The 26,686-nt window shown below is 72.2% G+C and carries 16 protein-coding genes; 3 read left to right on the top strand and 13 right to left on the bottom strand.

From position 1 onward, the window contains the following. Nucleotides 1-107 precede the first annotated feature (107 nt). The 5 genes from nudC to ACWD3I_RS35215 all read right to left on the bottom strand — a co-directional run bounded on the left by nudC (nucleotide 108) and on the right by ACWD3I_RS35215 (nucleotide 10,309). Nucleotides 108-1,049: an NAD(+) diphosphatase gene (gene nudC / locus ACWD3I_RS35235; RefSeq protein ID WP_365412492.1), complete on the bottom strand. Its 942-nt coding sequence runs from the start codon at nucleotides 1,047-1,049 to the stop codon at nucleotides 108-110. A 153-nt stretch (nucleotides 1,050-1,202) separates the two neighbouring features. Beyond that, entirely contained in the window at nucleotides 1,203-2,615 is a 1,413-nt protein-coding gene (locus tag ACWD3I_RS35230; RefSeq protein ID WP_365412490.1) for a dipeptidase, read from the bottom strand. A 10-nt stretch (nucleotides 2,616-2,625) separates the two neighbouring features. After that, the gene (locus ACWD3I_RS35225; RefSeq protein WP_365412488.1) at nucleotides 2,626-6,132 is read right to left on the bottom strand and encodes an ATP-dependent DNA helicase; all 3,507 of its coding nucleotides are present in this window, start codon (nucleotides 6,130-6,132) and stop codon (nucleotides 2,626-2,628) included. 116 nt (nucleotides 6,133-6,248) lie between these two features. Next, the gene (locus ACWD3I_RS35220; protein WP_365412486.1) at nucleotides 6,249-9,668 is read right to left on the bottom strand and encodes an ATP-dependent helicase; all 3,420 of its coding nucleotides are present in this window, start codon (nucleotides 9,666-9,668) and stop codon (nucleotides 6,249-6,251) included. A 275-nt stretch (nucleotides 9,669-9,943) separates the two neighbouring features. Next, the gene (locus tag ACWD3I_RS35215; protein ID WP_266888333.1) at nucleotides 9,944-10,309 is read right to left on the bottom strand and encodes an MGMT family protein; all 366 of its coding nucleotides are present in this window, start codon (nucleotides 10,307-10,309) and stop codon (nucleotides 9,944-9,946) included. A gap of 186 nt (nucleotides 10,310-10,495) precedes the next feature. On the opposite strand from ACWD3I_RS35215, the gene ACWD3I_RS35210 reads away from it, so the two are divergent. From ACWD3I_RS35210 to ACWD3I_RS35200, 3 genes are all read left to right on the top strand, one after another. Next, nucleotides 10,496-13,198, top strand: coding sequence for a lysylphosphatidylglycerol synthase transmembrane domain-containing protein (locus ACWD3I_RS35210; RefSeq protein ID WP_365412483.1), 2,703 nt, complete (start codon nucleotides 10,496-10,498; stop codon nucleotides 13,196-13,198). A 118-nt stretch (nucleotides 13,199-13,316) separates the two neighbouring features. Continuing rightward, entirely contained in the window at nucleotides 13,317-14,861 is a 1,545-nt protein-coding gene (locus ACWD3I_RS35205; RefSeq protein WP_365412481.1) for an alpha/beta hydrolase, read from the top strand. A gap of 130 nt (nucleotides 14,862-14,991) precedes the next feature. Continuing rightward, the gene (locus ACWD3I_RS35200) at nucleotides 14,992-16,557 is read left to right on the top strand and encodes an alpha/beta hydrolase (protein ID WP_365412479.1); all 1,566 of its coding nucleotides are present in this window, start codon (nucleotides 14,992-14,994) and stop codon (nucleotides 16,555-16,557) included. 62 nt (nucleotides 16,558-16,619) lie between these two features. Here the strand turns inward: ACWD3I_RS35200 and moeZ are convergent, their stop codons facing one another. From moeZ to ACWD3I_RS35160, 8 genes are all read right to left on the bottom strand, one after another. Further along, entirely contained in the window at nucleotides 16,620-17,798 is a 1,179-nt protein-coding gene (moeZ, locus tag ACWD3I_RS35195) for an adenylyltransferase/sulfurtransferase MoeZ (RefSeq protein ID WP_365401575.1), read from the bottom strand. A 63-nt stretch (nucleotides 17,799-17,861) separates the two neighbouring features. Then, a complete protein-coding gene (locus ACWD3I_RS35190) occupies nucleotides 17,862-18,611 on the bottom strand; it encodes a spherulation-specific family 4 protein (RefSeq protein WP_365401572.1) in 750 nt (249 codons plus the stop codon). Beyond that, the gene (locus ACWD3I_RS35185; protein WP_365401568.1) at nucleotides 18,599-19,558 is read right to left on the bottom strand and encodes an NAD-dependent epimerase/dehydratase family protein; all 960 of its coding nucleotides are present in this window, start codon (nucleotides 19,556-19,558) and stop codon (nucleotides 18,599-18,601) included. Before ACWD3I_RS35185 ends, ACWD3I_RS35190 begins: the two co-directional genes overlap by 13 nt. 178 nt (nucleotides 19,559-19,736) lie before the next feature. Next, nucleotides 19,737-21,032 carry a hypothetical protein gene (locus ACWD3I_RS35180; protein ID WP_365401565.1) on the bottom strand — a complete coding sequence of 432 codons (1,296 nt, stop codon included), beginning with the start codon at nucleotides 21,030-21,032 and terminating at the stop codon, nucleotides 19,737-19,739. Next, nucleotides 21,029-22,723, bottom strand: a complete 1,695-nt coding sequence (locus ACWD3I_RS35175) for a DUF3492 domain-containing protein (protein ID WP_365401562.1) — start codon at nucleotides 22,721-22,723, stop codon at nucleotides 21,029-21,031. The genes ACWD3I_RS35180 and ACWD3I_RS35175 overlap by 4 nt, the downstream gene beginning before the upstream one ends. A 190-nt stretch (nucleotides 22,724-22,913) precedes the next feature. Continuing rightward, nucleotides 22,914-24,704, bottom strand: a complete 1,791-nt coding sequence (locus ACWD3I_RS35170) for an ABC transporter ATP-binding protein (protein WP_365401559.1) — start codon at nucleotides 24,702-24,704, stop codon at nucleotides 22,914-22,916. Continuing rightward, a complete protein-coding gene (locus ACWD3I_RS35165; RefSeq protein WP_365401556.1) occupies nucleotides 24,701-25,699 on the bottom strand; it encodes an ABC transporter permease in 999 nt (332 codons plus the stop codon). The genes ACWD3I_RS35170 and ACWD3I_RS35165 overlap by 4 nt, the downstream gene beginning before the upstream one ends. Continuing rightward, nucleotides 25,696-26,682, bottom strand: coding sequence for an ABC transporter permease (locus tag ACWD3I_RS35160; RefSeq protein WP_365401553.1), 987 nt, complete (start codon nucleotides 26,680-26,682; stop codon nucleotides 25,696-25,698). Before ACWD3I_RS35160 ends, ACWD3I_RS35165 begins: the two co-directional genes overlap by 4 nt. Nucleotides 26,683-26,686: the final 4 nt, after the last annotated feature.

Here is a 26,686-nt window from a genome sequence, read left to right as displayed (position 1 = left end):
TGAATCCGGTACTCAGCCACCAGGGACACCGCTTCGCAACGGGCAGCCGCATCACCCCCGGAGCCTGCGAACTCGACAATCGGCTCCCACAGAGCTGCGTTGCGTCGTCAGACGCTGCGTGTCGGCAGCGGCTTTCCGTACCAGAGCTCGATCAGGCGGGCCGCGATCGAGATGCCGTAGGGCGGCAGGACCTCGCCGGAGTCGAAGGCGGCGCCCAGTTCGTCGCGGGAGAACCAGCGGGCCTCGCCGATCTCGTCGCCGTCGACGTTGATCTCGGTGGAGGTGGCGCGGGCCAGGAAGCCGAGCATGAGGCTGGACGGGAACGGCCAGGGCTGGCTGGCGATGTACTCGACCTGCCCGACGCTGATGCCGGCCTCCTCGAAGACCTCGCGGCGCACGGCCTGCTCGATGGACTCGCCGGGCTCGACGAAGCCGGCGAGCGTCGAGAAGCGGCCTTCGGGCCAGTGGACCTGTCGGCCCAGCAGGATCCGGTCGTCCTCGTCGGTGACGGCCATGATCACGGCGGGGTCGGTGCGCGGGTAGTGCTCGGCGCCACAGGCCTGGCAGCGGCGGATGTGGCCGGCCGCGGCGATGACCGTGCGCTCGCCGCAGCGGGAGCAGAAGCGGTGGGTGCGCTGCCAGTTCTCCAGACCGACCGCGTGCACCATCAGGCCCGCCTCGCGCGGCGACAGCAGCAGGCCCGCCTCGCGCAGACCCGCCGGGCGCGCGGACTGGTCGATGCGGCCGGGCAGGGCGTCCTTCTGGAGGGCGAAGTAGCTGACGCCGTCCTCGTCGATGCCGAGGAAGTAGCGGTGCGCCTCGGTGAGCGGAGCCTCGAAGGCGGGCGTCATGAGGAGTTCGGTACGGCCGTCGGCCGTCTCGTCGACGAGGACCTGACCGCCGGACACCACGAAGCAGCGGGTCGTGGGGTGGCTCCACGCCGCCGCGAGCCAGGCCTCGTCGAGCCGGTGGTGGGCGGCCCGGTCGATGCCGCTGGGGGCGGTGAGCGAGATGGGTCGATCGGCGGTGTGGTCGGTCCAGGTGGTCACGGGTACTTCCAACTCCCCCGGTGGAACGGATTGTTTCGGCGGGCGGTGCGGCGGGACGTACGGCGGGAGGCGACCGCGTCCGGTGTTCGGCGGTACGGGACAGCTCTTCCAGTCTGCCCCGCACTCCATGCCGATCCGGACGCCTCGGGATGATCAGGGCGCATGCCGCCAGTGCTCAGCGAGGTCTCCCCACAGGTACGCGGTGGTCTCGACGCCCTTGAGGAGCAGGTCGAGCTCGACCTTCTCGTTCGGCGCGTGCCAGCCGTCGGAAGGGACGGAGATACCGAGGAAGAGCACGGGGGCGCCGAGAACTTCCTGAAGGTCGGCGGCCGGCCCGGAGCCGCCCTCGCGGGTGAAGCGGACGGGCTTCTCGAAGGCGCGGCCCATGGCACGGACGACGGACTGCAGGGCCGGATGGTCAAGCGGGGTCAGACACGGGCGCGTGGCCGCGCCGAACGTGATCTCGCAGCGGATCCCGGCGGGCACCTGCTCGGCCACCCACGTACGGACGGCCTTCTCGATGTGATCGGGGTCCTGTCCGGCGACGAGGCGGAAGGACAGCTTCACCATCGCGGAGGACGGGATGATCGTCTTGCTGCCGGGGCCCTGGTAGCCGCCGCCGATGCCGTTGACCTCGGCGGTGGGGCGGGCCCAGATGCGCTCCAGGGTGGTGTGGCCGGCCTCGCCCCGCGTGGCGTACGACTTGGCCGTGCGCAGCCATTGCTGCTCGTCGAAGGGCAGCTCGGCGAAGAGTTCACGCTCGCGGTCGGTCAGTTCGACGATGCCGTCGTAGAAGCCGGGGACGGCCACGCGTGCGTCCTCGTCGTGCAGGGCGGCGACCAGTCGGGCGGCGGCGGTCGCCGGGTTGGGCACGGCACCGCCGAAGGAGCCGGAGTGGATGTCCTGGTCGGGGCCGTGGAGCCGGATCTCGCACTCGGCGAGACCGCGCATGCCGGTGCAGACGGTCGGGGTGTCCTCGGCCCACATACCGGTGTCGGAGACGATCACGGCGTCGGCGGCGAGCCGCTCCACGCGCTCCTCGACAAGGGCGCGGAAGTGCGGCGAGCCGGACTCCTCCTCGCCCTCGATCAGCAGCTTGAGGTTCACGGCGGGCGTGCTGCGGCCGGTCGCGGCGAGGTGGGCGCGGACGCCGAGTGTGTGGAAGAACACCTGGCCCTTGTCGTCGGCCGCCCCGCGCGCGTAGAGCCGGTTCTCGCGGACGACGGGTTCGAAGGGCTCGCTGTCCCAGCCGTCCTCCAGGGCGGCGGGCTGCACGTCGTGGTGGCCGTAGACGAGGACCGTGGGCGCACCGGGGACGTCGGAGGGCCACTCCGCGAAGACGGCGGGGGCGCCGGGCGTCTCCCAGACCTCGGTGGTCGGGAAGCCGGTCTCCTGGAGTCTGGCGGCGAGCCAGTCGGCGCTGCGGCGTACGTCGGGCGCGTGGTCGGGCTGGGCCGACACGGAGGGGATGCGCAGCCATTCGGCGAGGTCGCCGAGGAAGGCGGTGCGGTGCTGTGCGATGTACGTACGGACGGCGCTGACGGCACTGTCAACGGGGTGGCTCATGGTCACGAGCCTATCGGCCCGCACCGACATCCTCGGTGGGCGGTTCCTCACAGTCCGCTTGCGCGGAGGGGTCCTCCAGCAGCAGCCGCTCCAGCGCGCTCCGGTCCGCGAGGTCGTCCGGCCGGTCGATCTCACCGCTGCGGACGTACAGGAACGCGGCCGTGACCGACTCCAGGGGCACCCCCTGGAGCTCGGCCCAGGCGAGCCGGTACAGGGCGAGCTGAAGCGGGTCGGCGGTGCGGTCGCGGTTGGTCTTCCAGTCGACGATCTCGTACGTCGCCGTCTCACCGTCGCCCTCCTTGTAGACGGCGTCGATACGGCCCCGCACCACGCGGCCGGCGATGGCCAGCTGGAAGGGGGCCTCCACCCGGTGGGGCGTGCGGTGGGCGTACTCGGTGCGCTCGAAGGCATCCTTGAGGGCTTCCAGATCGCGTTCGTCGGCGATCTCGGCGTCGCCGCCGGGCAGCTCCTCCGGCTCCAGCATGGGCAGCGTCAGCGCCTCGAAGCGAGCCTCCACCCATGCGTGGAAACGGGTGCCTCGGCGTGCGGCGGGTTGTGGGGGGCGCGGCATGGGGCGCGCGAGTTCCTGCGCGAAACCGTCCGGGTCGGCCGCCAGGCGCAGCAGCTGGGAAGCGGTGAGCGAGGCAGGCAGGGGTACGTCGGTGACGGCCTCCCGCGCACGGAGGAGCTCGCCGGTGAGGGCGTCGAGGTCGCGGTCCCAGGAAGCGAGGGTGCGGGCCTCCTCCGGGGTGAGGCGGGGTCGGGCGGGCTCGCTGTCCGGATCGGGTTCCGCCGGGTGGGCACGCGCGTGCGCGGTCGCGCCGGTGTCCGGTGCCGTCGCCTGGTGCGGGACTGTCGGGCGGTCCGCCGTCCATGTGTCCCAGTCGGCCGAGTCGTCGGAGTCGTCGGGGAAGACCTCGTCCTCGTAGGGAGGCTCGTCGTCCTCCGGTGGCGGCCAGTCCGGGTCGCTGTACGTCTCCGGGTCGTGCTCGGCGAGGTGGCCGTCCGCGTGGGTGGCGAGTCGCTCCAGGTGGGCCAGGACCGTCTCGGCTGCCGTGCGGCGGCGGGTCAGGGCCGTGTCGTCGAGGGGCAGGGGCCAGACCTGGTCGATGGTGGCCGCGTGGAGGGCCGGGTTCTCCTCGTCCTCGGTGGGCTCGTCCGCCCACGCCTCGATCTCGCCGTGGCCGGCCTCGCAGTGCTCGTACAGGGCCTGGAGGAAGTCGGACGGGCCGCGGGGCTTCTTCTGGGCGGGGCCCCACCAATGGCCGGAGCCGAGGAGGAGGGAGCGGGGGCGGGTGAAGGTGACGTAGCCGAGGCGGAGTTCCTCGGTGTGCTGGTGCTCCTTCATGGCCTCCTGGAAGGCCTTCAGACCGCGGGAGTCCCACGCCTCCACGTCGGGCAGGGTGTCGGCGTCGCCGCGCAGGTCGTGCGGCAGCACCTTGCCCTGGGCGGTCCACTTCTCCCGGCCCTGGGTGCTCGGGAAGGTGCCGGTGACCAGGCCGGGCACGGCGACGACGTCCCACTCCAGGCCCTTGGACTTGTGCGCGGTGAGCACCTTGACCGTGTTCTCCCCGCCGGGCAGGGCGTTGTCGAGACCCTTCTCGTACTGGGCGGCGGTCCGCAGGAAGCCGAGGAAGGCCAGCAGGGTCGCCTCGCCGTCTCCCGCGGCGAACGAGGCGGCGATGTCCAGGAAGTTGGACAGGGTCTCGCGGCGGCGGGCGGCCAGGGCGTGCGGGGACGCCGACAGTTCCACCTCCAGGCCGGTGACGGCGAGGACTCGGTGCAGGACGTCCATGAGCGGGTCGGCCAGGGAGCGGCGCAGGTCGCGCAGTTCGGTGGCCAGGCGCGCGAACCGCACGCGCGCGTCCGGTGAGAAGGGCAGCCCGTCGTCGTCCCCGTCGCCGTCGAACGGTGTCTCCAGGAACGTGTCCAGGGCGTCCGCGAGAGATATCACCTCGGACGGGTCGACCCCCTCGACGGCCTCGGCGAGCCGGCGGTCCGGGTCGTCGTCGCCGTCCACGCGTGCGTGGGACACGAGACGCCGGGCGCGGCGCCCCAGGAGGGCGAGGTCGCGCGGCCCGATGCGCCAGCGGGGGCCGGTCAGCAGACGGACCAGGGAGGCGTTGGCTCCGGGGTCCTGGAGGACCTCGCAGACGGCGACCAGGTCGGCGACCTCGGGCAGGTGCAGCAGGCCGGAGAGGCCGACCACCTCGACCGGGATGTCCCGGCCGACCAACGCGCCCTGGATCTCGGCGAAGTCGGTCGCGGTGCGGCACAGGACGGCGATCTCGCCGGGCGCCTTGCCCGTGTTCACCAGGTGCGCGATCGAGTCGGCGATCCAGTCGATCTCCTCGGCGTGGGTGCGCAGCAGGGCGCAGCGCACCACGCCGTCGCGTTCGGCGCCGGGGGCAGGGCGGAGGGCCTCCACGCCCGCGTGCATGGCGCGCAGGGGCTCGGCGAGGCCGTTGGCGAGGTCGAGGAGGCGGCCGCCGCTGCGGCGGTTCTCGCTGAGCGACTGACGGGTGGCCAGGTGGCCGTCGGCGTGGGCGAAGTGCTCGGGGAAGTCGTCGAGGTTGGCGACGGAGGCGCCGCGCCAGCCGTAGATCGCCTGGCAGGGGTCGCCGACCGCGGTCACCGGGTGGCCGGTGCCGGCGCCGAAGAGACCCGCCAGGAGGACTCGCTGGGCGACGGAGGTGTCCTGGTACTCGTCGAGCAGCACCACCCGGAACTCGTCGCGCAGGATGCGCCCCACCTCGGCGATCTGGGCGAGCTCGGCGGACAGGGCGATCTGGTCGCCGAAGTCGAGCAGGTCGCGCTCGCGCTTGGCCGCGCGGTAGCGGACCACCAGCTCGGCCAGTTCGCGGCGCGCGGCGGCCGCCTCGGGGACCTTGCGCAGGTCGGCGTTGGTGAGTTTGGCGCTCCCGAGGGAGAGCAGCAGCTCGGCGTCGTACGCGCGCAGCGCTTCCGGCCGTACGAGGTGTTCGGCGAGCTCGGCGTCGAGGGTGAGGAGGTCGCCGACCAGGTCCGGGAAGGAGCGGGTCAGGGCCGGGTACGGGCCCGGGGCTTCGCGCAGCACACGCGCGGCGAGCTGGTACCGGGTGGCGTCGGCGAGGAGCCGGGAGGTGGGCTCCAGCCCGATGCGCAGACCGTGGTCGGTCAGCAGGCGGCCCGCGAAGGCGTGGTACGTCGAGATCACGGGCTCGCCCGGCGGGTTGTCCGGGTCGATGACGTCGGGATCGGTGACGCCCGCCTTGATGAGCGCCTTGCGGACGCGTTCGGCGAGTTCGCCGGCGGCCTTGTTGGTGAAGGTGAGGCCGAGGACCTGCTCGGGGGCGACCTGGCCGGTGCCGACCAGCCAGACCACGCGGGCCGCCATCACCGTGGTCTTGCCCGACCCGGCACCGGCCACGATCACCTGCGGTGCGGGCGGCGCGATGATGCAGGCCGTCTGCTCCGGGGTGAACGGGATACCGAGGAGCTCCTTGAGCTGATCGGGATCGGTGATGCGGGCGGCCATGTCGGAGAGGCTAGCGGCGCCCACTGACAGTCGAGGACGAATCGCCCTCCAGAGCGCATCCGGGCCGGAAGAAGCACAGGTCAGCACGGGTGGTGCAACCGATCACACCAGTACGGTCACTCGACCACGTGACGCCCTTCGGGGCGAGCGCTGCACGACGCCCGGAACGCGCAGTGCGTGCAGTGCTGCCCTGCGCTCGGCGTGAACCGCTCGTCGAGGACCTTGCCGGCGGCCGTGGCGAGCAGATCGCCGACCCACTCCCCTTCGAGGGGCTCCTGTGCCTGCACCTTGGGCAGCGTCTCGCCACCGTCCCGCTTGGCGGCGCCCTGACGCAGCTGGACGAGTTCCGCGCCGCCCGGCTCCGGACGTGCCCCGTCGAAGGCCTCGTCGACGGCACCCTCCCGGACGGCCAGCTGGTAGACGGCGAGCTGTGGGTGGTGCTCCACCTCCGCCTTGCTCACCGTCTGCTTGCCGGTCTTGAAGTCGACGACGTAGGCGCGCCCCTCGCCGTCCGCCTCGACGCGGTCCATCTGGCCCCGGATGCGCACCTCGTAGTCGCCCGCTCCGAGGGTGACGTCGAAGTCGTGCTCGCTGGCGACCGGTGTGCGTCCGGTGCGGTCCATGACGTGCCACTGCAGGAACCGTTCGAGCGCCACGCGCGCGTTCTCCTTCTCCTGCGCCGACTTCCAGGGCGCGTCGAAGGCGAGCGCGTTCCACACGGAGTCGAGGCGCTCCATGAGGACGGCGAGGTCGGCCGGGGTGTGTCCGGAGGCGACCTCGTCGGCGAGGACGTGCACGACGTTGCCGAAGCCCTGGGCGACCGTGGCGGGCGCGTCGGCCTTCACCTCGCGGCCCAGGAACCACTGCAGGGCGCAGGTGTTGGCGAGCTGGTCGAGGGCGCTGCCGGAGAGCACGACGGGCTGGTCGCGGTCGCGCAGCGGCACCTTGGACTCGGTCGGCTCGAACATGCCCCACCAGCGGTAGGGATGGGCGGACGGGACGAGCGGGCGGCCGTCCTCGTCGGCGAGCGCGGCGAGCCGGGCCAGCCTGCGGGCGGCGGCCGCCCTGAGGGTGTCCGAGACACGCGGGTCGACGGTGGTGGCACGGAGTTCGGCGACGAGCGCGGCGACGGACAGGGGGCGGCGCGGGCGGCCGGTGACGTCCTTGGGTTCGACACCGAGTTCGGTGAGGAAGCGGGAGGGCTGGTCGCCGTCGTCCGCGGGCGCCTTGACCGCCGTGACGACCAGACGTTCACGCGCGCGTGTGGCGGCGACGTAGAACAGACGGCGCTCCTCCGCCAGCAGCGCGCCCGGGGTGAGCGGTTCGGCGAGTCCGTCGCGGCCGATCCGGTCGGCCTCCAGCAGGGAGCCGCGGCGGCGCAGGTCGGGCCACAGGCCTTCCTGGACGCCCGCGACGACGACCAGGCGCCACTCCAGGCCCTTGGAGCGGTGCGCGGTCATCAGGCGAACGGCGTCAGGACGTACGGCACGCCGAGTGAGGGTGTCGGCGGCGATGTCCTCGGCGTCGATCTCCTCCAGGAAGTTGAGGGCGCCCCGGCCGCCGGTGCGCTCCTCCGCGCGGGTCGCGGTCGCGAACAGCGCGCACACGGCGTCCAGGTCACGGTCGGCGTTGCGGCCGGCCGCGCCGCCGCGCCGGGCGGCACGCTCCAGGCGTGCGGGCCACGGTGTTCCCTCCCACAGGTCCCAGAGCGCCGCCTCGGCGCTGCCGCCGCCCGCGAGACGCTCACGGGCCCTGCGCAGCAGTGCGCCCAGCCGCTGGGCGCCACGCGCGTACGCGGGGTCGTGCACGGCCAGCCGCTCCGGCTCGGCGAGCGCCCGCGCGAGCAGCTCGTCCGAGGGCGGCGGCAGCGGGTTGCCGGCCGCCCGCTCCTCGTCGCGCAGGGCCCGCCCTAGGCGGCGCAGGTCGGCGGCGTCCATGCCGGCGAGGGGGGAGGCGAGGAGGGTGAGGGCGGTCTCGGTGTCGAGCCAGCAGGGGGCCGGCTCTTCAACAGGCGCCTCTTCGACAGGCTCCTGTTGATCAGGTCCCTCTTCGACAGGCGCCTCTTCGATGGAGGGCTCCTCAGCGGACACCTCCCTGGTGGGGCTCTCCCTCGGAGGAGCCTCCTCGTCGGGGCGCGCCGACGCCTCCGCCGTGGCCACCGCCCGCAACGCCGTCAGCAGCGGCGCCACCGCCGGTTCGTGCCGCAGGGGCAGATCGTCGCCGTCGATGTCGAGGGGCACCCCGGCCGACGTCAGGGCTCGACGGACCGTCGGGATGGTGCGTGATCCCGCGCGCACCAGTACGGCCATCTCGCCCCACGGGACGCCGTCCTCCAGATGCGCCCGGCGCAGGATGTCGGCGATGTTGTCCAGCTCCGTGCCGGGCGTCGGGTACGTGAAGACCTCGACGCGGCCGCCCTCCCGGACCGGGGCCAGCTCGCGGTGGGCGCGTGCCTTCGCCGCCGGGAGCCGGGTCAGCGGCATCCGCTGGGTCAGCAGCCGGGTCGCGCTCAGCAGGGTGTCGCCGGAGCGGCGGGAGGTGCGCAGGACCTCGACGGGCGCGGGGCGGCCGTCCGCGCGCGGGAAGGCCTGCGGGAAGTCCAGGATGCCGTTCACGTCGGCGCCCCGGAACGCGTAGATCGACTGGTCGGGGTCGCCGAAGGCGACGAGGTTGCGGCCGCCGCCGGCGAGGGCGTGCAGCAGCCGTACCTGGGCCGGGTCCGTGTCCTGGTACTCGTCCACGAACACGGCGTCGTACTGCGTGGCGAGCCGCCCGGCGACCTCGGGGCGGTGGGCGAGGAGCACCGCGCGGTGGACCAGCTCCGCGTAGTCGAGCACGCCCTGCAGGTCGAGGACGTCGAGGTACTCGGCGAGGAAGGCGGCCGCGGCCCGCCAGTCGGGGCGGCCGATGCCACGGGCGAAGGCGTCCAGGGCGCCCGGACCCAGGCCCAGTTCGCGGCTGCGGGCGAGCACCGCGCGGACCTCGTCGGCGAAACCGCGGGTGGTCAGGCAGGCACGCAGTTCGTCCGGCCAGCGCACATGCGCGAGGCCGAGCCGCTCCAGGTCGGGCTGGCCGGCGAGCAGTCCGCGTACGGCGACGTCCTGCTCGGGGCCGGACAGCAGCCTGAGCGGCTCCACGAACAGGTCGCTGTCCTGGTGGGCGCGGACCAGGGCGTAGCAGAACGAGTGGAAGGTGGTCGCCCGGGGCGCGCGGGCGGCCCCTATGCGCAAGGCCATGCGGTCGCGCAGTTCGACGGCGGCCTTGCGGCTGAACGTCAGCACCAGCACGCGCGCGGGGTCACCGCCCCGGGCGATCCTGGCCGCCACGGACTCCACGAGCGTGGTGGTCTTGCCGGTGCCCGGACCTGCGAGGACGAGCAGCGGACCGGCCCTGTGCTCAACCACGGAGCGCTGTGCGGCGTCCAGACGAGGGGGATCCACGCGGGTCGGCGGGGTACGCACCAGTCGGTAAGCGCCACGGCTCCCCTGCCGCACCTGAGGGTGCGGCAGGCGCCTGGTGAAGGAAGAGGAGCTCACGTGGTTCGCCGGTCCTGGTGGGTGTGCTGGTCGGGCGTCCGCCGTATGTGCAGGGCGGTGATCGCGGGATGAGGGGGACGCGTGCAGTCGACGCTACGCCGACGGAGAGATCGGAAGCAGGTCTTCCGCTTCTTCCCGTACGACACTCACGGCGCTCGCGACACCCGCGTCCCTCGCCCCACGAACGTACGGCATGCCACGGACGTGCCCGCTTTCGCCCGTTTCCCCCGTACGGATCACAGGCCACACCCGGACCCGTCCGATGGCGGAAGCTGTCAGGTGTGACCCTCCGCGCGTTCGCCGCCGTCCCATCGCGCCCGCTTCATGTCGAGGCGCGGCAGGTGGCCCTCGGCGGCCCTGCTCGCCGTCTTCAGCGGCGTGCCCTCCGCGCGGTAGTGGTCGAGCGCCCGCAGCTCGTGGCCCGGGAGCAGCACGCCGTCCGAGCGGACGACCCGCCACCACGGGACGGCTCCCCCGTAGAGGGCCATCACCCGGCCGACCTGACGCGGGCCGCCCTCCTCCAGCCACTCGGCCACGTCGCCGTACGTCATGACGCGCCCGGGCGGGATGAGTTCCGCCACTTCCAGGACGCGCTCGGCGTACTCCGGCAGGGCGTCGCGCGGAAGGCTCTCGTCGCTCATCCGCCCCATCCTGCCCCACCCCACCGACAATGTGACGCGCTGACCACTGTGCGTATCCCTCGCCCCGGGGCGGCGCTTCGGGCAGACTGTGCGCCCCCGCGTTTGCACCCTGATGCCCCCGTGTGTCGGTGGGGCATGCCACCATCGTGCGGGCGGTGACCGGTGATACGAGATCAAGAAGAGACGATGAAGCAACAGGGCGTGCACCCGGAGGGCGCGGAGAGCACCTCTGACGCTTCGTCGCGCCCGGGCACCGGTGACGAAGAGGCGGCGGTCGAGTTCGAGGACGAGACGCACAGCGACGAGGTCGAGGGCGATGAACCCCTCCTCCCCGCGCGCGTGCACCGTCCGTCGGACCTCATGCGGCTCCTCGTCGGTGTGCTGGCGGTGGTGATCCTGCTGGCGATCGCCGCGTTCGCGCACGGCACCACCTCCGGTCTCGAGCAGGACATCAACAAGGGCACGGGACAGGCGCCCGACCTGCTCATCAAGATCGCCGGCCTGGCCTCCAGCATCGCGATCCTGCTGGTGCCGGTCGCCTTCGCGATCGAGCGGCTGATCAAGCGCGACGGGCTGCGCATCGCGGACGGCGTGCTCGCGGCGGTCCTGGCGCACGGAGTGACCCTCGCCACCGACCTGTGGGTCGCCAAGGCCGCCCCCGACTCGATCCAGGAGGCGCTCACCCAGCCCTCCCCCGGTGACATCCACGCCCTCACCGACCCGGTGCACGGCTATCTCGCGCCGGTCATCGCGTACATGACGGCGGTCGGCATGTCCCGCCGGCCCCGCTGGCGCGCGGTGCTGTGGATCGTGCTGATGCTCGACGCCTTCTCGATGCTCGTCACGGGCTACACCACACCGTTCTCGATCATCCTGACGGTGCTGATCGGCTGGACCGTGGCCTACGGCACGCTGTACGCCGTCGGCTCGCCCAATGTCCAGCCCACCGGGCGGACGCTGATGGCGGGCCTTCGGCACGTCGGCTTCCATCCGGTGAGCGCGGCCCGCGAGGAGGTCGCGGAGACGCCGGAGACCGGCGACCGCGGCCGGCGCTACTTCGTCACCCTGGAGGACGGTCCACCGCTGGACGTGACGGTGGTCGACCGGGAACAGCAGGCGCAGGGCTTCTTCTACCGCGCGTGGCGCAATCTGACCCTGCGCGGCTTCGCCACCCGCAGCAGCCTCCCGTCGCTGCGCCAGGCCCTGGAGCAGGAGGCCCTGCTCGCCTACGCGGCCATCGCGGCCGGCGCCAACGCCCCCAAGCTCATCGCGACCTCCGAACTCGGCCCCGACGCCGTGATACTCGTCTACGAGCACACCGGCGGCCGCACCCTCGACTCGCTGCCGGACGAGGACATCACCGACGACCTGCTCCGGGACACCTGGCACCAGGTGCGGGCCCTGCAGTCCCGGCGCATCGCCCACCGGCGCCTCGTGGGCGACGCGATTCTGGTGGATCGTTCCGGCACGGTGATCCTCACCGATCTGCGCGTCGGCGAGATCGCGGCCGGCGACCTGCTGCTGCGCATGGACATCTCGCAGCTGCTGGTGACGCTCGGCCTGCGGGTGGGCGCCGAGCGCGCGGTGGCCGCGGCGGTGAGCGTGCTCGGCCCCGACGCCGTGGCCGACTGTCTGCCGATGCTCCAGCCCATCGCCCTCAGTCGCTCCACGCGCGCGACGCTGCGCACACTGGCCCGGGAACGCGCCCAGCGCGAGCGCGACGCGATCCTGGAGGCGTCCCGGCAGGCCAAGCAGGCCAAGCTCGAGGAAACGCACGACGACGCCAGGCCCGTACTCGAGAAGCCCGACAAGAAAGCTGTACGCGCGGAGGCGCGGGCCGAGAAGCGGGCCATCGACGAGGCGCTGGACGAGGCCCGCGAGGAGGACCTGCTCACCCAGATCCGCCACGCGGTGCTGCTCATCAGGCCGCAGGCGCCGGTCGAGCCGGCCCGCCTGGAGCGGGTGCGACCGCGCACCCTGATCAGCCTCATGGCCGGTGCCATCGGGGCGTACTTCCTGCTGACGCAGCTCACCCACATCGAGTTCGGCCCGCTCATCCAGAACGCCGAGTGGGGCTGGGTCGCCGCGGCCGTGTTGTTCTCGGCGGCGAGCTACTTCGCGGCGGCGATGTCGCTGCTGGGGTTCGTGCCCGAGCGGGTGCCGTTCATGCGGACCGTGGGGGCGCAGGTCGCCGGGTCGTTCGTGAAGATCGTGGCGCCGGCCGCGGTGGGCGGTGTCGCCCTCAACACGCGCTTCCTGCAACGCCAGGGCGTGCGGCCCGGGCTCGCGGTGGCCAGTGTCGGCGCCTCGCAGCTGTTCGGGCTCGGCTGCCACATCCTGATGCTGCTGTCCTTCGGCTATCTGACCGGCACCGAGAAGACACCTTCGCTGTCGCCGTCCCGGACGGTCATCGCGGGTCTGCTGACGGTGGCGGTGTTCGTGCTCGTCGTCACCTCCGTGCCGTTCCTGCGGAAGTTCGTCGTCACACGCGTGCGGTCGCTCTTCGCGGGCGTCATCCCGCGCATGCTCGACGTGCTCCAGCGGCCGCAGAAACTCCTCACCGGCATCGGCGGCATGCTCCTGCTGACCGCCTGCTTCGTGATGTGCCTGGACGCCTCGATCCGGGCCTTCGGCACCGAGGGCTCCTCGATCAGCATCGCCAGCGTCGCCGTCGTCTTCCTCGCCGGCAACGCACTCGGCTCGGCGGCCCCGACGCCGGGCGGTGTGGGCGCGGTCGAGGCGACCCTGACCGTCGGCCTCATCGCCGTGGGCCTCGAAAGTGAGGTCGCCGCCCCGGCCGTGCTGCTGTTCCGGCTGCTGACCCTGTGGATTCCGGTGCTGCCGGGCTGGCTGGCCTTCAACCACCTGTCCCGCAAGGGCGCGCTGTAGGCACGCGCGTACGTCGTACGTCCGCCACGCACGCGTGCCTCGTACGACCGGCACGCGCGCGTACCTCGTACGGCCCGTGCCCCGAGCGGCCTGGGGTGCCCGACCGCAGGATGGGATCATGCCGAACCCTCCCCGCCTGCGCGTCGCTGCCCTGACCGTCTCCGCCGTCCTGCTGTCCACCCTGCTGGCGGGCTGCGGCGACGACTCAGAGGACCAGGACGTCACCGCTCAGAAGCTGAGCTGGAAGGACTGCCCGGCACCGAACGCGGCGGAGGGCGGTGGTGACGCCCCGTCACCTCTGCCGAACGGCGACAAGTGGCAGTGCGCCACCCTGAAGGCGCCGCTCGACTGGGCCGAGCCCAAGGGCGACAAGATCGGGCTCGCGCTGATCCGGGCGAAGGCCAGCGGCGACGAGAGCGGGCGGATCGGTTCCCTGATCTTCAACTTCGGCGGCCCGGGCGGCTCGGGTGTCACCACGCTGCCCGCCTTCGGCGAGGACTACGCGAAACTGCGCACCCGCTACGACCTGGTGAGCTTCGACCCGCGCGGGGTGGGCCGCAGCGAACCCGTGGAGTGCCTCAACGACCTTCAGCTCGACGCGTACTTCCAGCAGGACGCGACCCCTGACGACGCGGCCGAGCGCACCAAGCTCCTGGACAACACCAAGGAGTTCAACGCGGCCTGCGAGGACAACTCCGAGAAGGTGCTCTCCCATGTGCGCACCACCGACGCGGCCCGCGACATGGACCTGATGCGCCAGATCCTCGGCGACGAACAACTGCACTACTTCGGCATCTCCTACGGCACCGAACTCGGCGGCGTCTACGCCCATCTGTTCCCCAAGAAGGTGGGCCGCGCCGTCTTCGACGCGGTCGTCGACCCGACCGAGGACTCGGAGCAGGGCTCCCTCGGGCAGACCAAGGGCTTCCAGCTCGCGCTCGACAACTTCGCCGAGAACTGTGTGTCGCAGACCGAGGACTGCCCGGTCGGCGACAGCGCACAGGACGTCAAGGCCCGTATCGCCAAGTTGCTGAAGGACCTCGACAGCACACCGATCCCCGGTGTCGGCCTGCGCAAGCTGACCCAGACCGCGGCGACCAGCGGAATCGCCCAGTCGCTGTACTCGCAGGACTTCTGGGAGTACCTCACCGAGGGCCTGGAGCAGGCGTACGACGGGGACGGCCGGGTGCTGATGCTGCTGGCCGACTCCATGAACGGGCGCAACGAGGACGGCGAGTACAGCAACCTCAGCGCGGCCAACATCGCCATCAACTGCGCCGACGACAAGCCCCGTTACACCGAGGACTACGTGGAACGGAAACTGCCGGAGTTCCGGTCCGCCTCCCCGGTCTTCGGCGACTACCTGGCATGGGGCATGGTCAGTTGCACCGACTGGGCCGTCGCGGGCGCCGCCGAGCACCCCGACGTGAGCGCCGCCGGCTCGGCGCCGATCGTTGTCATCGGCAACACCGGCGACCCGGCCACGCCGTACGAGGGGGCGCGGAAGATGGTGGACGCGCTGGGCGAGGGCGTGGGCGTGGAGCTGACGTACAAGGGTCAGGGCCACGGCGCGTACGACAGCAAGAACAAGTGTGTGCAGAGCGCGGTGAACGGCTATCTGCTGGACGGGAAGGTACCGACGGCGGGGACGGTCTGTTCCTGACGCAAGGATTCCGGAAAATCAGCAGGTCAGAGCGTTATCCACAGGCATGCGCAGCTGTGATGCGGGCCGCCTACCATGGCATGACCGCCATCCGCGGCACAGTGCGGACGGCCTGCAAGGGGGGACTGCGATGACGCGTTTCGTACGGTGGACGGCTCTGGCCGCCGCCGCGGCACTGCTGGTGGGGGGCTGCAGCGGCGGCTCGTCCGACGACGGCGAGGGCGAGGGCGACGAGGGGACGAACACGTCCACTCCGTCGTCGGGTGCCTCCGACACCGAGGCGGCCGCCGCGCTGCCGTCCTCGCTGACCTCTCAGAAGCTCGACTGGGAGGGCTGCAAGGGCACGGCGGACTCCCCCGCGCCGAGCAGCGAATGGCAGTGCGCGACGCTCAAGGTGCCGCTGGACTGGGCGAAGCCGGAGGGCAGGACGATCGGTCTGGCGCTGATCCGCGCCAAGGCCCGCGGCGACAAGAGCGAGCGCGTCGGCTCGCTGCTGTTCAACTTCGGCGGCCCGGGCGGCTCGGGCGTGTCCATGATGCCGCTGTACGGCGCGACGGTCTCCACGCTCCGCGAGCGCTACGACCTGGTGAGCTGGGACCCGCGCGGGGTCGCCGCCAGCGAGGGCGTCCGCTGTCGCAGCGACGAGGAGATCCAGTCCGCCGAGAGCGTGGACGCGACACCGGACACCGCGACTGAGGAAGCGGCGTACTTCAAGGACGCCGCCACCTTCGGCAAGGGCTGCGAGAAGGCCGCCGGGGCCCTGCTGGCACACGTCTCGACCACGGACACCGCCCGCGACATGGACCTCATGCGCCAGGTGCTGGGCGACACGAAGATGCACTACTTCGGCATCTCCTACGGCACCGAACTCGGCGGCGTCTACGCCCACCTGTTCCCGAAGAACGTCGGGCGGCTGATCCTCGACGCGGTCGTCGACCCGAGCGCCGACACGGTGGGCCACGCGGAGAACCAGACCCGGGGCTTCCAGCGGGCGCTCGACGACTATCTGAAGTCGACCGGCGAGGACCCCGAGCAGGGCACACGGAAGATCGCCGACCTGCTGAAGGAGCTCGACGCGAACCCGCTGCCGACCGGCTCCGACCGGAAGCTGACGCAGACGCTCGCGGTCACCGGCATCGTGCTTCCCCTGTACAGCAAGGCCAGCTGGCCCACCCTGACCAGTGCGCTGGAGGCCGCGGAACAGGGCGACGGCTCGGAGCTGCTGACGCTCGCAGACGGCTACAACGAGCGTGACACCGCGGGGCACTACGGCACCACGACCCACTCGCAGCGGGTCATATCGTGCTTGGACGACAAGCAGCGACCGACCGCCGCGGAGACGAAGAAGCTGCTGCCGACGTTCGAGAAGCTCTCGCCCGTCTTCGGTGCCTTCCTGGGCTGGGACACGGCCGGCTGGTGCCACGACTGGCCGGTGACCGGACAGTGGGACACCCCGGAGGTGAGCGCTCCCGGTGCGCCGCCGGTCCTCGTGGTCGGCAACACCGGCGACCCGGCGACGCCCTACGAGGGCGCCCGGAAGATGGCGGACGAACTGGGCAAGGACGTCGGTGTGGTGCTCACCTGGAAGGGCGAGGGGCACGGGGCGTACGGCAGCGGGAGCGACTGCGTCGACTCCACGGTGAACGCGTATCTGCTCAAGGGCACGGTGCCGAAGGACGGCAAGGTCTGCTCATGACGACGGCGGGGGTTCCACGCACCCGTGGTGCGTGGAACCCCCGCCGATCGCAGCAGGTCCGGTCAGTACACCGGCTTGTCCGGCTCGATCTGGTGGACCCAGCCGATCACGCCGCCGCCGACGTGCACGGCGTCCGCGAAGCCCGCGGACTTCAGCACGGCGAGGACTTCCGCACTGCGGACACCCGTCTTGCAGTGCAGGACGATCTTCTTGTCCTGCGGGAGGCTCTCCAGGGCGGTGCCCATGAGGAACTCGTTCTTCGGGATCAGCTTGGCGCCCGGGATGGAGACGATCTCGTACTCGTTGATCTCGCGGACGTCGATGATCTCGATGTTCTCGCCGTCGTCGATCCACTCCTTGAGCTGCTTGGGAGTGATCGTCGAGCCGGCGGCCGCCTCCTGGGCCTCCTCGGAGACGACGCCGCAGAAGGCCTCGTAGTCGATGAGTTCGGTGACGGTCGGGTTCTCGCCGCAGACCGCGCAGTTCGGGTCCTTGCGGACCTTGACCTGGCGGTACTGCATCTCCAGGGCGTCGTAGATCATCAGGCGGCCGAGGAGCGGCTCGCCGATGCCCGCGAGGAGCTTGATGGCCTCGTTGACCTGGATGGAGCCGATGGACGCGCACAGCACACCCAGGACGCCGCCCTCGGCGCAGGAGGGGACCATGCCCGGCGGCGGGGGCTCCGGGTAGAGGCAGCGGTAGCACGGGCCGTGCTCGGCCCAGAAGACCGAGGCCTGGCCGTCGAAGCGGTAGATCGAGCCCCACACGTACGGCTTGTTCAGCAGCACGGCCGCGTCGTTGACGAGGTAGCGGGTCGCGAAGTTGTCGGTGCCGTCGACGATCAGGTCGTACTGGCTGAAGATCTCCTTCACGTTCTCGGCCTCGAGCCGCTCTTCGTGGAGGATCACGTTCACGTACGGGTTGATGCCGAGGACGGAGTCGCGCGCGGACTCGGCCTTGGAGCGGCCGATGTCGGCCTGGCTGTGGATGATCTGGCGCTGCAGGTTCGACTCGTCGACCTCGTCGAACTCCACGATGCCGAGCGTGCCCACGCCCGCCGCGGCCAGGTACATCAGCGCCGGCGAGCCCAGGCCGCCGGCGCCCACACACAGCACCTTGGCGTTCTTCAGCCGCTTCTGCCCGTCCATCCCGACGTCGGGGATGATCAGGTGGCGGGAGTACCTGCGGACCTCGTCTACGGTGAGCTCGGAAGCGGGCTCGACCAGGGGTGGCAGCGACACGGGGACTCCGTTGGTCGGTCAATCACTACGGTTGTTCTCCCCGTAACACTGCCATGGCCTTCTTCATTCCGAGACACCTGTTCCGATCCGCGAGACGATTTCGTCCCAGTAGCCGGGCATGGCCTCCCAGGGATCGGTGCGACCGCCCCGGTCCGTGCGGTCCGTGAAGTAGATGGTCGAGGCGCCCTGCCAACGGGCGATGCGCAGCGCCTCGTCGAGATGGCCGCCCGGCACCCCGTGGACAAGATGGCAGAAGCGCTCGGGCGGATAGTCAGCGGTCCACTCGGCCACCTGCGACCAGCGGTAGTCGCTCCACGGGCCGGAGAACGTGACCAACTGGTCGGCGCTCTCCGCATAGCCGGGGTGCGGATGGGTGCCGTGGCCGAGGACGACATGGGCGTCGTCGCGGATCGCGCGGAGCGTGGTGACCGTGCGGCGGATCTCGGGGAGCGCGGTGCGTTCGGTCGGGCAGCGGTCGAGGAGGAAGCCGTCGGCCTTGTACCAGTCGATGTAGCGGTGCGCGTCGGAGATCATCTCGTCGAAGCCGCGCGCTCCGTAGGTCGCGTCGATGTGGCCGAGGACCCGGACGCCCGCGTTGCGCAGCCGCCCGGCCGCCTCCAGGCAGTGCGGGTCGGGGCGGCTGCCCGGGCCGTCGGCGACATTGAGGACGACCCAGTGCACGGGGGTGCCGGGGCGGGTGAGTTCGGCCCATTCGGCGGGGGCGACGAGGGGGTGTGCGAAGCCGGGGACACCGACGCCGGTATGGAGCTCGGTGCCGGACGCGGACTTCGTCGTGCTGGTCAGATGCGGCATGCCGCCTCCATCCAGATGTCGGCGAGTGACTCTTCGAGGTTGATCCGGGGACGCCAGCCGAGCCGGTCGCGCGCGGTGCGCACGTCGGCCTGCTGCCAGCTGCCGCAGCCGTCCGGGTACGGGTACGCGGCCGGAGCGCCATGGTCCGGTTCGGAGCGGGGGTGGCCGATGGATGCCCTGAGCGGGCCGGGAGGTCCGTCGAGTTCGTGGAGGGCGCCCCCGTATCCGGCCACGCGGGCCAGGACTGCGGCGGCGTCACGGAGGCGGACGGCACGGCCGGAGCCGATGTTGATGACGCCCTGCGCGGCGGAGAGGCTGGCGGCGTGGACGGCGCGGGCGACGTCGCGGACATCGATGAAGTCCCGTTGGGCGCCCAGACCGCCGAGCTTGAGTTCGCCGTCACCGGACTGCATGGCGCGGCGCATGGCCTCGGCGAGGCGGCCGAGCGGGGATCCTGCGGGAGTGCCGGGGCCTGCCGGCGAGAAGACGCGGAGTACGACCGCGTCCAGGCCGGACCCCAGGACCAGTTCGGTGGCGGCGAGTTTGCTGACGCCGTACGGGCCACCGGGGCGGGGGACGGCGTCCTCGGCGGTGGAGGAGCCGGGCTGGCTCGGGCCGTACTCGGCGCCGCAGCCGATCTGGACCAGCCGTGCCCCGCAGCCGCTGCGGCGCAGGGCCTCGCAGACGGTGGCCACGGCGACGGTGTTGTGGCGGGCGAGGTCACGGGCGCCGCCGCGGGTGGCGCCCGCGCAGTTGATGACCACGCCGGGATGGACCGCGTCGAGGAAGCGGGTGAGTGCTCCGGGACTGCCGGACGCGAGGTCGAAGCGGACGTCGGCGTCGTCGCCGCGGCCGAGGGCGGTGAGCTGGACGGCCGGGTCGGCGAGCAGGCGGTCGGCGACGAAGCGGCCGAGGTAGCCGTTGGCTCCGATCATCAGGACCCTCATCGTGCGGCTCCCGTCGCCGGGTCTTCGGGTCGGGAGGTGTTCATGTGGTGCTCTCCTGTCAGAACGGTGTGCCGCCGGCGGAGGGGCGAGATGCCTGCGACGGCCTGCTGGTGTGAGTGGGGGCGCGCGGGGCGCCGTACTGCTTCGTCGTGCGTCGTCGGGTCCGTGCCCCGTCGCCTCACCACTGCTGGTCCGTGGGGGCGTGGGCCGAGGCCCTCGTCAGCCTGCGGGTCGCGTGCAGCAGGAGGGTGAACGCTCCTGCCGCGCAGGCGAGCGACGGGACGCCGCCCGGGCCCCATGTCTCGGCGAGGGACTCGATCGGGGCGCCCAGGAAGTCGCAGCCCGGGAGGCGGGCGGTGAAGACCGAGGCGATGGCGGTCAGCTCCGTCATGGCCGTGGCGGTCAGGACGAGTGCCGGGGCGTGGGTGAAGCCGTGGGTGGTGAGGAGGCGGGAAAGGAAGAGGAGGGCGCCCAGGGTGAGGGTCTGGGCGTAGCGGCCGGGTTCGCCCAGGGCGGCCGAGGTCGGGATCAGCAGGGCCGTCAGGGCGCACAGGTACAGGGCGAACACGCCGAACAGCAGCGGCAGTACGGAGGCGGTGAAGTCCTCCAGGCCCCGGCTGAGGGTGAGTTTGCGACGGGCTCGGGTCGTGAAGAGGTGGGCGGTCCAGGCCGCGGGGGCGCAGGACAGGGTGAGAGCCAGGACGGGGGCGGTCGCCAGCGGCCAGGGGCCGTCGGGGGTGCCGGTGGGGAGGGCGTCGGGGCCGCCGGTGACGGCCGCTCGGAGCAGGCCGTCGCCCAGGAGGGCGTAGGCGATCAGCCAGCAGGTCAGGGTGAGGATGCGGGGAGGTGAGTGGTGGGTGGTGCTCAGGGGGCCGCGGGTGAGTGCGGCGCGCAGCGACAGGGACACGGCGAGCGTGCCCACGAGGGCCACGGCCAGACGGGGCTGACCGTCGGTGAGGCGGAGGCCGGCCACTGTCGCGGCGCAGAGTACGCCCGGCAGGAGGGTGAGCAGGATCCAGTCGGCGCTTGCTCGGGGGGCGTCGGAAGGGGTGGCGGGTGAGGGGGTCTCGCCGTCTCTCGACACGCGCGCGTACATCTCCTCCGCGAGGGAGAAGACGTCCCGGTGGCGGAAGCGGGTCGCGGTGCGGTCGGTGACGCCGTGTGCCTCCAGGCCTGCCGCGATCTCCAGGGGATCCACGGCCCGTTCGCACAGCTCTCGATGGCGGTGGATCAGGGCCTTCACGGGGTCCGCGGCGCGGCGAGGGGCCGGAGGCTGTCTGCGGGCCGGGGGCGCCTCGGGGGCGCGGGGGGCCGGTCCGTCCTCGTTCCCGGTGGTTACGACGGTTTCGGTGCCGTCGGCGTCAGCGCCCTCTCCTTCGCCTCCGTCCCCCGCCAGCCACTCCTCCGACCGTGCGTCCCACGGGCCGGGGCTGGCCGGGGTGCCGGGACGGTCCAGTTCGCCGAGGTCGCTCATCGCGCTCCCTCCGTGGCGGGCAGCGGGGTGTTGGCGCGTACCGGAGGGCCTGCGGCCCAGCCGGGGCCGCCGCGGGCCACGACCCGTGCTCCGGAGTCCGTCCAGCGGCCGGGCATATGGGCCTCGGCGGGGACGGCGAACGGAAGCGGTTCCCCGGTGGTGTCGTCGAGGACGACCCGGCGGACCGGGTGTCGCGAGACGATCTCCAGGTAAATGCCGTGAAATGCCGTGATGTTCTGTTCGACGGTGAACAGCTCGAGGGCCCGCGCGCGTGCCGCGGCACCCAGGCGCTCACGGCGCTCGGGGTCGCGCAACAGGGTCACGCACGCCTCGGCGAGCGCCCGCGGATTGCGCGGGGGTACGACGAGTCCGGTGCCGCCGATGGCCTCCACCACCGCGCCCACGTCCGTGGACACGGTCGCGCGGCCGCAGAACATGGCCTCCACCAGGCTGATCGGGAAGCCCTCGACGACGCTGGACAGGACGGTCACGGCGCCCGACGCGTACGCGTCGGCGAGGGCCGGGACCTCCGGGCCGCCGATCTCCCCGAAGGAGACCGGGTTGTCACCGACGGCGTGCAGTCCGTCCGCCTCGTCCGGGAAGAGCTGCGCGGCCAGCGCCTTGCAGTGGCCGAGGTAGGCCGTGCCCTCGGGACCGGCGGGCACTCCGATGATCCGCAGTCGGGTCTTCGGCTCCTCCTTGCGGATCTCCGCGAAGGCGTGCAGGAGGGAGATGAGGTCCTTGGTCGGTTCGATGCGGCCGACCCAGACCAGGGTGTCGGGGTCCGCGCACTCCGGGGACTCACCGACCTCCGCGAAGCGGGCGGCGTCCATGCCCGGATAGACCGTGCGGATCTTGTCGCGGTCGGCGCCGCAGCGCTCCTGCCAGCGGCGGGCGTGTGTGTTGCCGGGGGTGACGAGCGCGGCGCGGCCGTAGATCTCGGCGGCGAGCCGGCCGTGGAAGGCGGCGAGCAGCGACCGCACCGACGGCGAGGCCTCCGTGGCGGACAGGTAGTGCGTCCGCAACTGCACCCCGTACTCGGTCACCAGCAGGGGGACGTCGGAGAAATGGCGGGCGAGCAGCCCGGGCAGAGCGGCCGGGCCGCCGGAGGCCGCGTGGCACAGGTCGACCGAGCCGAGCCCGTCGTCCTCGTACCAGTCGAGGGACAGGGGGCGCAGTGCGCGTTCCAGGTGGGCGGCCACGGCAAGCAGATCGGGTACGCGCGCCTCTCGGGCCGTGCGTGCGGCGCCCGGCGCACGACAGGCGTGCTCGAGGGCGCGTACGGCGGTCTCGGAGCGCAGCGCCCCCACCAGCCCGCCCTCGTCTCGGGCCAGTTCGGCGAGACCGTAGAGGGCGCTGCCGAAACGGTCCGCCTCAAGGGCTGACGGCTCCTCGGAGGGGCCCGCGCAGAGTACGGCCGCCAACTCGCCATAGCACTCGGCGAACCGCCGGCGCGCCCGGCGCCCGTACCCGACGCCGTCGTCCTCGGCCGTCCACAGGGGCGCCGTACGGACTCGGCTGACCTGCGAGGGGAGCGGGACCCAGCCCTCGTCCTCCTGGCGCTCGCTGCGGCTGAGCGCGTAGATGTCGAACTCGTGCTGCCCGAGCCCGCGCACGAGCCGGTCGCACCAGAGCCTGGCGTCACCGCTCACATACGGATAGCCACCCTCCGTAAGCAGTCCGATGCGCACGAGCGCACCCCCGATCTCCCGTATGGGGAGCCGCCGTTGGTCCGGCGGCTCGCAGCGGGACGAACGTATGCGGACATGACGGTGGCGCGACGGACGGTTGTCCATCGCGCCACCAGAAGGGGTGAACGGTCGTAACTTTCCCGTGCGGGCCGCGTTCGATCGCGCTAAGAGATCAAGCAGTTACGTTACGTCAGACAGCGGTCAGTTCCCTGCGCGCCGCTCTGCGCCTCGCGGCCACCTCGGGATCGAGCGCCGGTACGGCGGCCAGGAGCTGCTTGGTGTACGGGTCCCGGGGGTTGTCGTACACCTCGTCGGCGGGTCCCGACTCGACGATCCGGCCGCGGCGCATCACCGCGACCCGGTCGCTGACCTGCCGTACCACGGCGAGGTCGTGGGCGACGAAGACGAGCGCGAGCCCGAGTTCGCGCTGCAACTCGCCGAGCAGGGCGACCACCTGGGCCTGGGTCGTCACGTCGAGCGCGGAGACCGGCTCGTCGCACACGATGACGCGCGGGTCGGCCGCGAGCGCCCGCGCGATGCCCACGCGCTGGCGCTGTCCGCCGCTGAACTCGTGCGGATAGCGGTCGTAGTGCGCCCCTTCGAGCCCCACGCGCTCCAGCAGTTCCCTCACACGCCCCTTGATGCGTGTCTCGTCCTTCTCGCCACGCGCGCGCAGCGGGTCGGCGATCGACTCGCCCACGCTGCGGCGGGGGTTGAGGGAGGAGACGGGATCCTGGAAGACCATCTGCACGTCGGGGCGGACCCCGCCGCCCGGTTTGACGGCTCCCGCCGTCGGCTCCAGCAGCCCGACCAGCATGCGCCCGAGCGTCGTCTTGCCGCTGCCGCTCTCACCGACGATGCCGAGGGTCTCCCCGCGGCGGATCGTCAGCGACACGTCGTCCACGGCGACGAACGCCCGCTTGCCCCGGCCGAACTCGCGGCGGAGACCGCGCGCTTCGAGGACGACGTCGGTGGGCCGCGCGGGCGTCTCGGAGGCGGGCTTCGGCAGTTCGGGGTCCGCGGCGGAGTGTGGCCCGGCAGCCGTCGGTGAGGGCCCGCCCGATGCGGTGCCGGGCGCGCCCGACGGCTCCACGGGACCTCCGGGAGACGGCACGGCGGCTGCCGTCGGGACTGCCCGCGAGGTGCCCTCCGACCCGGCATCCGACGCACCCGGCGCGCCGGCCGCTCCTGCCACCGCACGCCGCCGCACATCCACCCGCGGCACCGCCCCCAACAGCTCCCGCGTGTACGCCTGCGAAGGCTCCCCCAGCACATCGCCCACCGCCCCGTGCTCGACCACGCGCCCGTGCCGCATCACCAGCACCTCGTCGACGCTCTCGGCCGCCACGCCCACGTCGTGCGTGACGAGCAGCAGCCCCATGCCGGTCTCCTCGCGCAGCGTGTGCAGCAGGTCGAGGATCTGGGCCTGGACGGTGACGTCGAGGGCGGTGGTCGGCTCGTCGGCGATCAGGAGGTCCGGCTCGCAGGCCAGCGCCATGGCGATGAGCGCGCGCTGGCGCATGCCGCCGCTGAACTCGTGCGGACGGGACCGGGACCGGCGCGGTGCGTCCGCAATTCCCACCCTGTCCAGCACCTCCACCCCACGCGCACGTGCGGCTCGGCGCGACACGCGCGCGTGCACGCGATACACCTCGGCGATCTGGTCGCCGATCGCGTAGTACGGGTCGAGGGACGACAGCGGGTCCTGGAAGACCATCGCGGCCTTCCCGCCCCGCAGCCGCCGCAGCGCCTCGTCCGACGCCGCCGGTACGTCGACGCCGGCGACCTCGATCGCACCGCCGACCTTCGCGCCCGTGCCGCGGTGCAGCCCCAGCAGGGCTGAGGCGACCGTGGACTTGCCGGAGCCGGACTCACCGACCAGGGCGAGGGCGGCGCCCTTCTCGAGGCGGAAGGAGAGTCCGTCGACGGCCCGCAGCTCGCCGAACTCGACCGTCAGGTCCCTGACGTCCACCAGACTCATGCGAGCACCACCCGTCGGTCGGCCACCGCGTACAGCACGTCCGCGACGGCGTTGGCGACGACCACGAAGAAGCCGATGACCAGGACCATGCCGACCACGACCGGCAGATCGACCACATTGACGGCGTGGACGAGCTCCTGGCCGATGCCCGGCAGTCCGAAGAGCGTCTCGGTGAGCACCGCGCCGCCGACCGCGCCGCCGAAGTTGTTGGCGTTGAGCGCGATGACCGGCGCGAGCGCCCCGCGCAACGCGTGCCGCCCGATGATCGACCGCTCCCCCACGCCGTACGCGCGGAAGGTGCGGATGTGGTCCTCGGCGAGCGTCTCCAGCATCGACGCGCGTGTGAGGCGGGCGAACGCGGCCGCCTCGATGAGGGCCAGCGACAGCCAGGGCAGCAGCAGGTTCCACGCCCACTGTTCGGGGTCGTCGGTGAGTTTCACGTACTGCGGGAACGGCAGCAGTTCCAACTGCCCGCAGACGACGATCATCAGGACCAGGCCGATGACGAAGACCGGTGTGGCCACCCCCGCGAGCGTGATGCCGGTCAGGACGCGCTCGGTGAGCCGGCCGCGCCGCCACGCGGACAGCACGCCGGTGCCGACGCCGAGGATCAGCCAGAGCACCATCGCGCCGAACACCAGCGACAGGCTGACCGGCAGCTTGGCCAGGATCAGCTGGGTGACCTGCTGGTCGCTCTGGTACGACAGCCCGAGGCAGGGCGCCGAGCAGTGCTCCACGGAGGTGCCGGTCGAGTAGTCCTGGCCGGCGACAAGGCCCTCCAGGAAGTGCCAGTACTGCGTGTACAGCGGGTCGTTCAGGTGCAGTTGGTCGGCGACCTGCTGCACCTGGGCGGGCGAGCAGCGCGGGCCGCAGGTGATCTGGGCGACGTTGCCGGGGGTGACGTAGAAGACGACGTAGACGATCACCGAGATGGCGAACAGCGTGACCAGGGCGCCCAGGAGGCGGCGCAGCACGAAGCCGGTGAAGCCGCTCATGCCTTGGCCTCCCTCTTGCGGCCCGTTCCGACGCGCAGACGTGAGGCCGCGCGCGGGTCGAGCGCCGTGCGGACGCCGTCGCCGAGGACGGTGAGGGCCAGCACGGTCACGAAGAGCGCGCCCGCGGGCAGCAGCAGGTACTGCGGGGCCGCCTGGTACCAGACGTCGGCGGCGGTCAGCATCTGTCCCCACGACGGCGTCGGGGGTTTCACCCCGACGCCGAGGAAGGACAGCGCGGCCTCGACGGTGATGTTGATCGGGACGAGGAGCGCCGCGTACGTGATGACCGGCGCGGCGAGGCCGGGAAGGAGCTCGCGGCGGGCGATCCGCCAGGTGCTCCAGCCGCTGAGCCGGGCCGCGGAGACATAGTCGAGCCCCTTGAGGGTGAGGGTCTGCGCGCGCGTGATCTTCGCGATGTTGCCCCAGGCGATGAGGCCGATGACGAGGGCGACCAGGACGGGCCGCGGGAAGTCCGACGGCACGATCGCGAGCAGGGACAACGCCATGATCATGAGGGGCAGGGCGACGATGATGTCGGTGAGCCGGCTCAAGAGTTGATCAACCCATTGACTGCCGAGTGCGGCCGTCACGCCCACCACGACGCCGATCAACACCTGCACGACGGTCGCGGCCAGCGCGACACCCAGGGAGACGCGAGCGCCGTAGACGAGCCGCGCGAACATGTCGCGCCCGGTCTGCGGTTCGACGCCGAGCCAATGGTCGCCGCCGACGCCCCCGAAGGAACCGACGGGCACGCCACCGCGCGCGGAGTCGACCAGGGAAGGGTGGTAGGTGGTCGGGTCCTGGCCCTCGAGGGCGGTCAACAGCGGCGCCGCGAGTGCGACCAGGACGAGCAGCGCGACGACGGCCGCCGCGACGAGGGCGGCGCGCTGCGTCCGCAGCCGCCGCCAGAACTGACGGGCCCCCGAGGCCCCCGAGACGGACGCCTCGGGGGCCTGGGTGGCGACAAGTGCCTCGCTCACGGCG

The sequence above is a fragment of the Streptomyces sp. NPDC002817 genome (genome assembly GCF_053592055.1).
The sequence above is the reverse complement of the archived record's forward strand: the minus strand, read 5'-3'. Positions and strand labels throughout refer to the sequence as shown.